The organism is Mycolicibacterium parafortuitum, assembly GCF_010725485.1.
Lineage (GTDB): Bacteria > Actinomycetota > Actinomycetes > Mycobacteriales > Mycobacteriaceae > Mycobacterium.
In genome coordinates this window covers 2,358,727-2,372,379 of the sequence record NZ_AP022598.1, presented here as the reverse complement: position 1 = coordinate 2,372,379, position 13,653 = coordinate 2,358,727, and the positions used below count along the sequence as shown (strand labels likewise).

The 13,653-nt window shown below is 65.4% G+C and carries 10 protein-coding genes; 6 read left to right on the top strand and 4 right to left on the bottom strand.

The genetic code is table 11. The features are described 5' to 3' along the window. Positions 1-3: 3 nt before the first annotated feature. From NTM_RS11245 to NTM_RS11235, 3 genes are read right to left on the bottom strand one after another with little or no spacing between them, the layout of a single operon-like run. On the bottom strand, positions 4-1,428 hold the full coding sequence (locus NTM_RS11245; protein WP_104862377.1) for an MCE family protein: 1,425 nt from the start codon (positions 1,426-1,428) through the stop codon (positions 4-6). Between the two features lie 4 nt (positions 1,429-1,432). Further along, positions 1,433-2,242, bottom strand: coding sequence for an ABC transporter permease (locus NTM_RS11240; protein ID WP_232079687.1), 810 nt, complete (start codon positions 2,240-2,242; stop codon positions 1,433-1,435). Positions 2,243-2,283: 41 nt separating this feature from the next. Continuing rightward, on the bottom strand, positions 2,284-3,069 hold the full coding sequence (locus NTM_RS11235) for an MlaE family ABC transporter permease (protein WP_163766328.1): 786 nt from the start codon (positions 3,067-3,069) through the stop codon (positions 2,284-2,286). A gap of 821 nt (positions 3,070-3,890) precedes the next feature. On the opposite strand from NTM_RS11235, the gene NTM_RS11230 reads away from it, so the two are divergent. The 6 genes from NTM_RS11230 to NTM_RS11205 all read left to right on the top strand — a co-directional run bounded on the left by NTM_RS11230 (position 3,891) and on the right by NTM_RS11205 (position 11,923). Further along, positions 3,891-5,108 carry a cytochrome P450 gene (locus NTM_RS11230; protein ID WP_104862380.1) on the top strand — a complete coding sequence of 406 codons (1,218 nt, stop codon included), beginning with the start codon at positions 3,891-3,893 and terminating at the stop codon, positions 5,106-5,108. 28 nt (positions 5,109-5,136) lie between these two features. Next, the gene (locus NTM_RS11225) at positions 5,137-6,141 is read left to right on the top strand and encodes a PDR/VanB family oxidoreductase (RefSeq protein ID WP_104862816.1); all 1,005 of its coding nucleotides are present in this window, start codon (positions 5,137-5,139) and stop codon (positions 6,139-6,141) included. A 228-nt stretch (positions 6,142-6,369) separates the two neighbouring features. After that, positions 6,370-6,603: a hypothetical protein gene (locus tag NTM_RS11220; RefSeq protein ID WP_232079686.1), complete on the top strand. Its 234-nt coding sequence runs from the start codon at positions 6,370-6,372 to the stop codon at positions 6,601-6,603. Further along, entirely contained in the window at positions 6,600-8,528 is a 1,929-nt protein-coding gene (locus NTM_RS11215; protein WP_163766327.1) for a flavin-containing monooxygenase, read from the top strand. The genes NTM_RS11220 and NTM_RS11215 overlap by 4 nt, the downstream gene beginning before the upstream one ends. Then, the gene (locus NTM_RS11210) at positions 8,521-9,732 is read left to right on the top strand and encodes an acetyl-CoA C-acetyltransferase (protein WP_104862382.1); all 1,212 of its coding nucleotides are present in this window, start codon (positions 8,521-8,523) and stop codon (positions 9,730-9,732) included. Before NTM_RS11215 ends, NTM_RS11210 begins: the two co-directional genes overlap by 8 nt. A gap of 25 nt (positions 9,733-9,757) precedes the next feature. Then, complete coding sequence (locus NTM_RS11205) at positions 9,758-11,923, top strand: 3-hydroxyacyl-CoA dehydrogenase NAD-binding domain-containing protein (protein WP_163766326.1); 2,166 nt, start codon at positions 9,758-9,760, stop codon at positions 11,921-11,923. Positions 11,924-11,981: 58 nt separating this feature from the next. On the opposite strand, the gene NTM_RS11200 is transcribed toward NTM_RS11205, so the two are convergent. After that, entirely contained in the window at positions 11,982-13,529 is a 1,548-nt protein-coding gene (locus NTM_RS11200) for an acyl-CoA synthetase (protein WP_163766325.1), read from the bottom strand. Positions 13,530-13,653: the final 124 nt, after the last annotated feature.

Below are 13,653 nucleotides of genomic sequence, written 5' to 3'. Positions count from 1 at the left end.
TCATCAGGGCGCCGTTCCGGGCAGCGTTCCTGGAACGGTTTGGGCGACAGGCGCTTCGGCGGGCAGCGGCGTCGCAGGAGCCGGCGGCACGGGTGCCGGCTGCGGCGGTGCCGGAACCCCGGGCCACAGCGGTGTTCCGTCGGGCCCATAGAGCGCCGCTCCGTAGGGGGCTCCGCCGGGGACCGCCGGCGCCGGGCCGGGTGCCGGGCCACCGGGATGACGCACCCGCGGCGGTTCCGGGATCGCCTTGGTGACCGGGTAGTAGTTCGCCCAGCCCGGGAACCCGATACCGGGATTCGGGCGGATGTCCAGTCCGGTGCCGAATCCGGTGTCCGTCACCAGGTACCGCACCGGGAAGTTCTTGCTGACATCGGGCAGAGAACCGCAGCCCGGCTTGCCGCCAGGTCCACCCGTGGCGGCAACCTTCGGCAGGTGCTGCGGATAACGGTACGGATCGTCGCCCATCAACAGGCCGACATCCTGAACCACAGAACGACCGTTGCCACCGATATTCGCGTACGCCCCGTTGTCGAGCGCGAACTTCGCGCCCTGCAGCAGGCAGGTGTAGATCGGGTCGTACTTGAGCAGGAGGCTGGTCGTCGGTTCGAGGATGTTGATGCCGTTGATCAGGTTGTCGAGGTTCGGCGCGATCAGTTCGACGCCGCTGTTGGAGAATCCGATCGAGTTCAGCAGCAGCGCGTCCAGATCCTGCTCGCGTCCGGTGATCGTCTCGCTGGTCACGGACGCTGCGTCGAGAGTGTCGAGGATGTCGCCCGCCGCTGCGCTGTAGGCATCGCTGAAATCCCGGAGCGAGGTCCAGTTCTCGCCGACCCGGTCCATCCTCGGATTGACGGCCAGCAGTACCTCGTTGGCGTCGGAGGTGGCCTGGCCGATGCGTTCTCCCTGACCACGCACACCGTCGGCCACAGCGGTCAGTACCGCGCTGAGCTTCGCGACGTCGATTTCGTTGAGCAGTCCGACCAGATTGTCGAACACCGTGTTGACCTCGGTCGCCACGTTGCGGGACTGGAGTACCGCGCCCGCCGAGATCCGCTGCGCACTGGGCTGTTCGGGGTAGATGAGGTCGACGTACTTGGCGCCGAAGGCGGTGGTGGTGGCGATCTCGGCCTCGACGTTGGCGGGAATGTAACCGGCCTTGTCGGGGTCGATCTCCAGCGCCAGCGCGACGGCCTGCGTGCCGCCCGACATTCCTGCGACACGGCCCACCTCGACGCCGCGCATCTTCACCTTGGCGCCCGACTCCATCACCAGACCGGATCGTTCCGAGGTCAGGGTGACCGGCACGTAGCGGCGGAACGTCCCCGCGAAGATCAGCGAGCAGGTGAGCACCAGACCGATGACGGTGGCGAACAACGCCGCCGTCCACCACAAAGGATGCACGCCGCGCCGATTGTTGTTGTGCGCCATCGATCTACCCGGCCAGGTGGAAATTGCCGGACTGGCCGTAGATGGCCAGTGAGAGGAACAGGACGACCAGCACCGCCGCGATCAGCGAGGTACGCACCGCACGACCGACCGCTTCGCCGACCCCGGCCGGGCCTCCGGATGCGGTGAAACCGTAGTAGGTGTGCACCAGCATGATGACGACGGCCATCGCGATCGCCTGGAAGAAGGACCAGATGATGTCGGTGCCGCTGAGGAAGGTCGTGAAGTAGTGGTCGTACACGCCTGAGGACTGGCCGTAGATCACGATCGTGCCGAAGCGCGCAGCCCAGAACGCCGACAACACGGCAACGCAGTAGAGCGGGATCACCACGATGACGCCCGCCAGTACCCGGCTGGATGCCAGATAGGCGACCGAGCGGACACCCATCACCTCCAGCGCGTCGATCTCCTCGTTGATCCGCATCGCACCCAATTGCGCTGTCGCACCGGCGCCGATCGTTGCTGCGAGGCCGATTCCCGCGATCACCGGACCGATCAGTCGCACGTTGAAGTAGGCCGAGGCGAATCCGGTGAGGGCTTCGACCCCGACCTCGGCGAACTGGTTGTAACCCTGGACCGCCACCAGCGCGCCGGTCGACAGCGTCAGGAAGCCGACGATCACCACGGTGCCGCCGACGACAGCCAATGCCCCGACGCCCAGACTCATCTGGGCGATCAGGCGCAGCAGTTCCTTCTTGTAGTGCAGCAGGACGTCTTTGATAGCCCCCAGGGTCTGGAAATAGAACTGCGCCTGTGTCCCCATCCGGCTCAGCGCGTCCACCCACCCCGACGCCATGCGACGGAGCCGCGGGTTCAGCCTACTGGGAGAGCCTGCGGTCACAGCGTCGCCTTGATTCCGACGGCCGACGCGATGATGTTGATCGCGAACAGGGCGACGAAGGTGAACACGACGGTCTCGTTGACCGCGTTGCCGACACCGGCAGGGCCGCCACCGACGGAAATCCCCTTGTAGCAGGCGATCAGACCCGCCGATAGTCCGAACAACGCCGCCTTGACCAACGAGATGATCACGTCGTCGACGCCGGTGATCACGGTGAGTCCGCTGACGAACGCGCCGGGGGTCACGTGCTGGATGAAGACCGAGAAGATGAACCCGCCGACCAAGCCGACGAGGATCACCACTGAGGACAGCAGCGTTGCCACGAAGGTCGCGGCCAGCACGCGGGGAACAACCAGTGTCTGGATGGGATCGACACCGATGACACGCAGGGCGTCGAGTTCGTCGCGGATCGTGCGGGCGCCCAGGTCGGCGCACATCGCCGTTGCGCCCGCGCCCGCGACCACGAGCACCGTCACCACGGGACCGATCTGCGTCACGGTGCCGTATGCCGCACCGGTACCTGCGAAATCCGCTGCGCCGAACTCGAGCAACAGGATGTTGAACGTGAAGATGAGCAGCACGGTGAATGGGATTGCCAGCATCAGCGTCGGCACCAGCGACACCCGGGCGACGAACCAGGACTGCTCCAGGAACTCGCGCCACGCGAAAGGCTTGCGTGGTATGCACACCAGCGTGTCGAGCGCCATGGCAAAGAAATCGCCCAGTGCGCGAACGGGTTTGGCTGCCTTTGCAGAGGAGACCGCGGTGAATCCGTCGTGCATGCGCGACCGTGGAGGCGAATCGGCTTTCTCAGCGATGACCACGTCGCTCCTGACCTGATCGGGCGGCGCGCGGGGCGCTGAGCTCAATGCGGGCGGATTGTGAAGAGCAATTCTGCGTACTTGCCGGCACCTCGACCCCTTTCACAGAAGAGCCATCACACCGCGAGGTTGGAGTGGCTTCAATCACATCAGTAATCGTCGATAGCATCGCACACCGGAATTTTGACCGTCAAGCAGCATGACGTTGGGCGCAGGAGCGTGCGGCCCTCCCAGCCTCACCGGATACATATTTTCCCCAGTTCAGAGTCCTCTTTTAGAACCTGCGGCGAGTGCCTGGGCACCAGACCTCCGTGGAGCCCGGCCCACGGTGAGTGTGCCGCTTGTAAATATTGGTTCTATGATTTACACATCGCGAGGAAGCCCGGCCAGGAATGCGGAGTCCCCGCTCACACCGGCGGCCATGGGCCAGGAGGTTAGTTCTGCCTCCACTCTTCGTTTCAGCGCCGTGCAGCGCCGGGTTCCGGACCCCGCGCCGGCGCCTTCCGATGCCCAGTCCGACATTCCAAACCTTTGGCACATAACAGCGATTAACTCTGAACTCGCGACGCGAGGAATCCGATGAAGCCGTCTGACCGGTATCGCTATTCCATATATCGCTTTATGCTGCACATATATAGACGATAGCAAAGTATGTACATCGGGCGGAGTGCGCACGCCTTGACGGTGGTAGATCTGCTATGTGATGCTATCGCCAATCACACATGTGACTGATGTCATGTAGACCGGACCGTGTGATTCGACCATTCGAGGAAGGCCTTAACGTGACGACCAGCGAGCAGGTTTCGACCGCCGGTTCCGAAGCCGCGGATGCGAATTCACAAGAGGCGCCGGCATTTCCGTTCGTACGGACATGTCCGTTCGCGCCCGCGGCGGAGTACGCCGAGACCGGGAGCGTCCGCAAGGTGTCGTTCAAGGACGTCCCGGCCTGGCTCGTCACCAATTATCACGACGTGCGCGCAGTCCTTGCCGATAGACGATCAAGCGTCCGCAACATCCCCGACCCGTCGCGTGGTGACGCCGGCGACGAGCCCATACCCGGGTTCTTCGTCGCGATGGACCCTCCGGATCAGACACGGCTGCGCAAGATGCTGTCCCGCGAGTTCACCCCGCGGCGCATGGAGGCCATGCGCCCCACCGTGGAGCGCATCGCCAACACTCTCATCGACGACATGCTGGCCGGCTCGTCGTCGGCCGATCTCGTGGAAGCGATCGCGTTGCCCCTGCCGTCGCTGGTGATCTGCGAACTCCTCGGGGTTCCGTACGACAAGCACGACTGGTTCCAGCAGGAGACCCGCAAGGTGCTCGACTCCGACGCGACGCTCGAGGAGATCGGTGCTGCGGTCGCAGCGGTCATGCAGTACCTCGGCGAACTCACCGTCGCGAAAATGGACGATCCCGGCGACGACCTGATCAGCCTGCTGCTCAACCACGTGCGCAGCGGCGACCTGACCATCACCGAAGTGTCCGGCCTCGCGGCGTTCCTTCTGATGGCCGGACACGAGACCACCGGCAACATGATCGGCCTCAGCGTCTTTGCGCTGCTGGAACATCCCGAACAGCTTGAGCAACTGCGCCAGGATCCCTCGCTCATCCCTGCCGCCGTGGAGGAACTGCTCCGATACCTCGACATCATCGGCAACCTGCCTCGTTCAATGACCGCAGAGATGGAGATCGGCGGCACGACTTTCGCAGAGGGCGACATCGTCGTGATGGGACTCGACGCCGCCAATCGCGATCCGAACACCTTCGAGAACCCGGATACGTTGGACATCCGCCGGGACGCCCGGGGCCACCTCGCTTTCGGGTACGGCATCCACACCTGTCTGGGGGCGCCGTTGGCGCGCGTCGAACTGCAGGTCGTCATTCGCGCTCTGCTCGAACGCATTCCGAGCCTGGCGGTGGCAGTCCCCGCGGATCAGGTTCCGCTCAAGACCGATGCCAGGATCTTCGGGCTGAAGTCCCTGCCCGTGAGCTGGTGACGTTCGCGACCATGCGCGGGAGGGGAACGTGACCGACGTCGAGTGCCCGCCTCAGCCCAGCACCGTGCGTCTGGTGATGCGGGAGTACGAGGCCGATGTCGTGGTGGCTGAGAAGACCGCTGTCGCGGACGGTGTCGTTGCGTTACGGCTGGAGGAGGTCGGTGGACATCCTCTCCCTGAATGGGAGCCCGGCGCGCACATCGATCTCGTCATGCCGTCGGGTCTGGTCCGCCAGTACTCCCTGTGCGGAGATCCCGGCGATCTGAGCGGGTGGCGGGTGGCGGTGCTCCGCGAACCCGACGACCGGTCCAGGGGTGGGTCGGTGTACGTGCACGAGTCGGTCGAGGAGGGCAGCACCCTTCGTATCCGTGGGCCCCGCAACCATTTCCGGCTTGCGCCCGCGCCTGAGTACGTGTTCATCGCCGGAGGCATCGGCATCACGCCCATCCTGGCGATGGTCCGCGAGGCCGAGGCCGCAGGAGCCGACTGGCGACTGATCTACGGTGGCCGCAGCATCCGGTCGATGGCATTCCTCGATGAACTCGCCGTACACGGGGACCGGGTCGACATCTGGGCTCAGGATGAGCGCGGCCTCATCGACCTTGCGAGTGCCGTCGGCGCCCCCCGGGACAACGTCCTCGTCTACTGCTGCGGGCCGCAGGCACTGCTGCTCGCTGTCGAACAGCAGTGCTCGACGTGGCCGGCGGGAAGCCTTCGCGTCGAACGGTTCAGCGCAAGCACCGCCGATGCGGACACCGTGGTCAACCTGCCGATCGAGGTCGAGTTGGCTCGACAGGGCGTAACGCTGACGGTCTCGGCCGACCAGACGATCCTGGAAGCGATCGAAGAGCATGACGTGCCCGTGATGTCGTCGTGCCGTGCCGGCATGTGCGGCACGTGCGAGACCCCGGTCTTGAGCGGGGTTCCCGAACACCGCGACGACGTCCTCACCCACGAGGAGCAGGACCGCAACGACTGCATGATGATCTGCGTATCACGCAGTCGTGGAGACAGACTCGTCCTGGACCTCTGACGCACCTTCGACAGCGCGCGGTTTCGACGCCGGCGGGCCCCACCGGGCCTGCCGGCGTTTTGCTTGTCGCGTGGCGTAGCGACGCGAATAAGAATTGGAACTAACAAAAGACGCGTATATACCTGTATATTCAATATTCAGTAGAGGTCTCTGCTGAAGTAGTCATTCACCGTTGGCCGGTCACGACAGCTGCTTTGGTAGCGCGTGCGACCTGGAAAGGCACCCCCAATGCGCATTGGAACCGTCCTGGACTTCGGCAGGCCGATGGCCGCCGCCGCGGTGCCCGACGAGCTCGTGCACGCCACGTCGCTGATCGGCGACGCCGAATCCGTACGTCAACGTCTCACCGTGCTTTGCGATGCCGGCGTGACGTTGGTGAACGTCACTCCCATGGCAACAGCCGCTGCCGACCGTCTCGACGCTGTGCGAGCAGACGTCGCCCTATCTAAGGAGATCTCATGACCCAACTCCTCGACCCCGAGGCCACCCTGGACGCGGAGGCGCTACGGAATGCGTTGGCCGAAGCCAACGTTCCCTGCCTGATCGGCGTGCTTTATCAGCTGACCGGAGACGACCGGTGGCTGTCCCATCCCTATACGATCGCTCCCACCGGCGGCTTCGAGGATCTCGACGACGGGGGTCTGGATCCGGAGCGAGCGGCCGAGGTTCGCGACGCGGCCTACACGGCGATCATGAACTGGTCGTCGGGAACACCGATCGCCCATCCGGCGCCCACAGGCTCCGAGCTGGCGACACTGATGACCGCGGTCATGGGTGAGCCGATCACCGAGAAGCACGCCCCGCTGGCGGCCGAACAGCTCGGGTTCACCCCGTTCGTCGCGCCGGATGTCACCGAAGCCTGTGCGCAGGCCGCCTTCTCCGTGATCGTCGTCGGCGCCGGTTTCTCCGGTCTGGCGGCGGCGGTTCACCTCAAGCAGGCCGGCATCCCGTTCCGGGTGCTCGAGCGCAACGACCACGTCGGCGGTACCTGGTATGAGGCGAACTATCCCGGCGCCCGCGTCGACGTCCCGAACGACCTCTACTCCTACTCGTTCTTCCACCGGGAATGGAGCCAGAACTTCGCCCAACCCGACGAGATCCGGCAGTACATCGACGACGTCGTCGCGCATTTCGGCCTCGCAACCCATATCGAGACGGGTGTCACCGTCGAGGGGGCCCAGTGGGATGCGGACACCCAGGAATGGGTGGTCCAGACCAGCCACGCCGGGGGTGCCGAGACCATCCGCGCCAAGGCACTGATCACCGCTGCCGGGCTGCACAACACCCCCAACATCCCGCAGTTCCAGGGACTTTCGGACTTCGCCGGCGAGGTGGTGCATTCGGCACGCTGGACTCCGGAGGCCGAGTACCGCGGGAAGAAGGTCGCGGTGGTCGGTGCGGGCGCCAGCGCCATGCAGGTGGTGTGCAAGATCGCCGAGGACGTCGAGCACATGGTCGTCGTCCAACCCGAACCGCACTGGATCACCCCCAACGAGCAGTACTTCCGCAAACAACCGGCCAGCCGCCACTGGCTGTACCGCCACGTGCCGTACTACCGGGCGTGGTCACGGTTTCGGCTCTACTGGATCTACACCGAGCGCAACTACCCCGCGCTGCGGGTGGACCCGAAGGCGGCGGAGAAGGGCAAGCTGGTCAGCTCGCTCAACGACGCCTACCGGCGGAGCTTCATCGCGTACCTGAGCGAGCAGCTCGAGGGCCGCGAGGATCTCATCGAGAAGTGCACCCCGGCGTACCCCCCGTTCGGCAAGCGCCTGCTGATGGACAACGGCTGGTTCGCCACCCTGCGCCGCCCCAACGTGACCCTGGTCGCCGAGGGCATCGATCACCTGACCGAACGCACCCTGGTGACCGCGTCCGGTGAGGAGCACGAGGTCGACATGCTGATCCTGTGCACCGGGTTCCAGCAGCAGCGCTACCTGTACCCGATGGAACTGCGCGGGCGCGACGGCGTCGAACTCCGGGAGTCCTGGAGCGACGACAACGCCCGGGCATACCTCGGCATCACCGCGCCGGGATACCCGAACCTGTTCTTCCTCTACGGTCCGAACACCAATCCCCCGGGTGGGAGCTGGCTGACGATCGCCGAGGCCCAGGTGCGCTACGTCGTGGAGATGCTGACCCAGATGGTGCGCGACGGCGTCGCGGCCGTCGAATGCCGGCCCGAACCGTTCGAGGACTACAACCGCGACCTCGACAACCTCAACGACGCCATGGTCTACGCCATGGACGGTGTACAGAACTACTACCGCAACAGCAAGGGCCGCGTCGTCACCAATTCGCCGTGGGCGGTTCCCGATTACTTTGTCCGCACGTCCCAGCCGAACCTGGCGGACTACACCATCACCCGAGGAAGCACACATGTCTGAAGAAGCGTTCATCTACGAGGCGATCCGTACCCCGCGCGGTAAGCAACGCGGCGGCGCCCTCAACGAGGTCAAGCCGATCAGCTTGGTCGTCGGTCTGGTCAATGAAATGCGAATCCGGTTCCCTGATCTGGACGAGACGATGATCTCCGATCTGATCCTGGGCGTGGTGTCCCCGCTGGGCGATCAGGGTGCCGTGCTGGCCCGCACCGCCGTGCTGGCCGCCAAGCTGCCCGACACCACCGGCGGTGTGCAGATGAACCGGTTCTGCGGATCCGGCCTGGAAGCCGTCAACACCGCCGCGCAGAAGGTGCGGTCGGGCTGGGACGACCTGGTGCTCGCCGGTGGCGTGGAGTCGATGAGTCGGGTCCCGATGGGCTCCGACGGCGGCGCCTGGGCCAACGACCCGGAGACCAATTACGCGGTTTCCTTTGTGCCGCAGGGCATCGGCGCGGATCTGATCGCCACCATGGAGGGCTTCTCCCGCGAGGACGTCGACGCCTACGCGGTGCGCAGCCAGCAGCGTGCGGCCGCAGCCTGGTCGGGCGGCTACTTCGCCAAATCGATTGTGCCGGTCAAGGATCAGAACGGTCTGGTCATCCTCGATCGCGACGAGCACATGCGTCCGAACACGACCCTGGAGAGCCTGGCCAAGATCAAGCCCGCCTTCACCGATATCGGCGCGATGGGTGGCTTCAACGAGGTTGCGCTGCAGAAGTACCACACGGTCGAAAAGATCAACCACGTCCACCACGGCGGCAACAGCTCGGGCATCGTCGACGGCGCCGCACTGCTGCTGATCGGTTCAGAAAACGCAGGAAAGGCTCAAAACCTCACCCCGCGGGCCCGCATCGTGGCCACCGCCACCAGCGGCGCTGACGGCACCATCATGCTGACCGGCCCCACCCCGGCGACCCGCAAGGTGCTCGACCGCGCCGGGCTGACCGTCGATGACATCGACCTGTTCGAACTGAACGAGGCGTTCGCGTCGGTGGTGCTGAAGTTCCAGAAGGACCTGAACATCCCCGACGAGAAATTGAACGTCAACGGTGGTGCCATCGCGATGGGCCACCCGCTGGGCGCCACCGGCGCCATGATCACCGGAACCATGGTCGACGAGCTCGAGCGCCGCGGCGCCAAGCGTGCCCTGATCACGCTGTGCATCGGCGGCGGCATGGGCGTGGCCACCATCATCGAGCGCGTCTAGATAAGAGCAGAAGGTCGAAAAGAAAATGACAGTAGAGAACACCATCAAGTGGGACAAGGATGCCGACGGCATCGTCACCCTGACGCTTGATGACCCGACCGGGTCGGCCAACGTGATGAACGACCACTACCGCGAGTCGATGCACAACGCGGTGAATCGCCTGGAGGCCGAAAAGGAATCGGTCACCGGCGTGGTACTCACCAGCGCGAAGAAGACCTTCTTCGCCGGTGGTGACCTCAAGGGTCTGATCAAGCTCGGCCCCGGGGATGCCGCCGCGGCGTTCGAGCTGGCCGAGTCCACCAAGCGTGATCTGCGCCGGCTGGAAACCCTCGGCGTGCCGGTGGTGGCGGCCATCAACGGCGCCGCCCTCGGTGGCGGCCTGGAGATCGCGCTGGCCACCCACCACCGCATCGCCGCCGACGTGCGCGGCGTGGTGATCGGCCTGCCCGAGGTGACCCTGGGCCTGCTGCCCGGCGGCGGCGGCGTGGCCCGCACCGTGCGCATGTTCGGTGTGCAGAAGGCCTTCACCGAGATCCTGTCGACCGGCGCCCGGTTCAGCCCGGCCAAGGCCAAGGCCATCGGTCTGGTCGACGAATTGGTCGGCAGCGTGGAGGATTTGGTGCCCGCCGCCAAGGCATGGATAAGAGAAGAGCTCAAGGGCAATCCGGAGACCGCTGCGGTGCAGCCGTGGGACGCCAAGGGCTACAAGATGCCCGGCGGCACGCCGAGCAGCCCCGGCCTGGCGGCCATCCTGCCGTCCTTCCCGGCGACGTTGAAGAAGCAGCTCAAGGGTGCCCCGGTGCCCGCGCCGCGGGCCATCCTAAATGCCGCGGTCGAGGGTGCGCAGGTTGACTTCGACACCGCGTCGCGCATCGAGAGCCGCTACTTCGTGCAGCTGGTGACCGGTCAGACCGCGAAGAACATGATTCAGGCGTTCTTCCTCGATCAGCAGTCCATCAGCGGTGGTGCCTCGCGCCCCGACGGCATCGGCACGACCCCGATCACCAAGATCGGCGTGCTGGGCGCGGGCATGATGGGCGCCGGTATCGCCTACGTGTCGGCCAAGGCCGGCTACGACGTCGTGCTCAAGGACGTCACCATCGAGGCCGCCGAGAAGGGCAAGGCCTACTCGGAGAAGATCGAGGCCAAGGCGGTCGGCCGCGGACAGACGACCGAAGAGAAGTCCGCCGCGTTGCTCGCCAAGATCACCCCGACCGCGGACGCCGCCGACCTCAAGGGTGTCGACTTCGTGATCGAGGCCGTCTTTGAGGACGAAGCCCTCAAGCACAAGGTGTTCGGCGAGATCGAGGACATCGTCGAGCCGAACGCGCTGCTGGGTTCCAACACCTCCACTCTGCCGATCACCGGTCTGGCGACCGGCGTGAAGCGTCAGGCGGACTTCATCGGGATCCACTTCTTCAGCCCCGTCGACAAGATGCCGCTGGTGGAGATCATCAAGGGCGAGAAGACCTCTGACGAGGCGCTGGCCCGGGTGTTCGACTACACGTTGGCGATCAAGAAGACCCCGATTGTGGTCAACGACAGCCGCGGCTTCTTCACCTCCCGGGTGATCCGGACGTTCGTCAACGAGGCCATGGCGCTGCTGGGCGAGGGCATCGCTCCCACCAGCATCGAACAGGCAGGCGGTCAGGCCGGCTACCCGGCACCTCCGCTGCAGTTGCTCGACGAGCTGAATCTGGAGTTGCTGCAGAAGATCTCGATCGCATCGGCGGCCGCAGCGGCAGCCGAGGGCACGACCTACGTCCAGCATCCGGGTGAACTCGTCGTCGAGAAGATGATCGAGCTCGGTCGCCCGTCGCGCCTCAAGGGCGCCGGGTTCTACGAGTACGTCGACGGCAAGCGGGCCGGTCTGTGGCCGGGTCTGAAGGAGACGTTCAACTCGGGATCGACCGAGATCCCGCTGCAGGACATGATCGACCGCCTGCTGTTCTCCGAAGCCCTGGAAACCCAGAAGTGCTTCGACGAGGGCGTGCTGAAGACCAGCGCCGACGCCAACGTCGGGTCGATCCTGGGCATCGGGTACCCGGCCTGGACCGGCGGCTCGGCGCAGTACATCGTCGGCTACGAGGGCCCGCTGGGCGTCGGTAAGGCCGCGTTCGTGGCCCGTGCCAAGGAACTTGCCGCCCGCTACGGCGAGCGCTTCACGCCGCCGGCCTCGCTGGAGAGCTAGCTGCACAACGACAAAAGCCCCCGCCACACGGCGGGGGCTTTTGCGTTGCGCACGCTGATCAGTTCACCGAGCGCGACTCGCTGTCCCAGTAGCGCGCACGCAGCGCACGCTTGTCGATCTTGACGGCCGGGGTCAACGGCAGGGCGTCGACGAATTCCACGCTGCGCGGAGCCTTGTAGCGCGCAATCAGCGCGCCGCAGTGCTCCCTCAGTTCCTCGGCGGTGGCGGATGCGCCGTCCTGCAGCACGACGACGGCGTGCACCCGCTCGCCCCAGTCCGCGTCCGGCACCCCGATCACCGCGCAGGTCGCCACGCCGGGGTGCTGCGCCAGCGCGTTCTCGACCTCGGCCGAGTACACATTCTCGCCACCGGAGACGATCATGTCCTTGAGCCGGTCGACGATGAACAGATAGCCGTGCTCGTCGAGGTAGCCGCCGTCTCCGGTGTGCATCCAGCCGCCACGCAGTGCCTGGGTGGTCTCCTCGGGCCGGTTCCAGTAGCCGAGCATCACGTGTGGTCCGCGCGCCGCGACCTCACCGACAGTGCCCGGCGGCACCTCGTTGTCGTCCTCGTCGACCACCTTGACCTCCGCGATCGGCACGGCCCGGCCCGCCGATCTCAGCAACTCCGGATCGAGATGGTCCTCGGCGGTCAATACCGTTGTGGTCGGCGACAACTCCGTCATGCCGTAGGCCTGCAACAGTTTCGCCTGCGGCAGCAGTCGCATCGCCCGCTCCAGCACCGCCTGCGAGATCGGTGAGGCCCCGTAAATCAGGTGCTTGAGGCTGGACAGGTCCCGCTGGGCCGCCGCCGGAGAATCGACCAGCATCTGAATCATGGTCGGGGCCAAAAACATATCGGTGATCTGGTAGCGCTCCACGGCGTCCGCGACGGATTCCGGAGTGAAGCCCGGCAGGATGACGTGGCTGCCGCCGACCACATTGCGGGCCAGCCAGCCGGAACCGTCGGCCAGGTGGAACATCGGCGCACTGTGCAGCAGCCGTCCACGCGGCGCCAGGAACTGCCCCGTCGCCAGTGCGCCCAGCGCCGCCGCCATGAGGTTGGCGTGACTGAGCATCACGCCCTTCGGGGTGCCGGTCGTCCCGCCGGTGTAGTAGATGGCGGCCAGCGAATCCCCGCCGCGGCGCGCGTCCTCGACAGGCGCGTGCGTCGCGATGAGGTCCTCGAAACCGTGGACATCGGCGGGCCGCTGTCGCTGTCCCGAATGGATGTAGGCCCGTACGCCGGGGGCCAACTCCTTGAGATCGTCGACCATGTGCAGGAAGGCGTCGTCGATGACCAGCACGACGGCTCCGCAGTCCTGCAGGGAGAACGCGATCTCCTGTGCGCTCCAGCGGGTGTTGACCGGTACCGCGACCGCATCCGCCCACGGCGCCGCGAACAGGAAATCGTGGTAGTCGTCGCAGTTCTGGGCGAGGATCGCGACCCGGTCGCCGCCCCGCACGCCGAGGCCGTGGAACGCGGCAGCCAGACGGGCGGCGCGGTCGGCACTCTGCGCCCATGTGCGGACACGTTCACCGAACACGGTGGCGGGCAGGTCGGGTGTCTGCTGCACCGCCCGGTGCAGTGCCTGCGTCAGATACATCGTTAGTTCTCATTTCAGTCTTGGTGACCTGCTAATACGGTTCTGGCCTGCTAGCTTTAGACTTGACATTAGCATTAATTTCGTTACCTTAGTCACATAGCCTCAGGTTTGAGGATGGACGTGA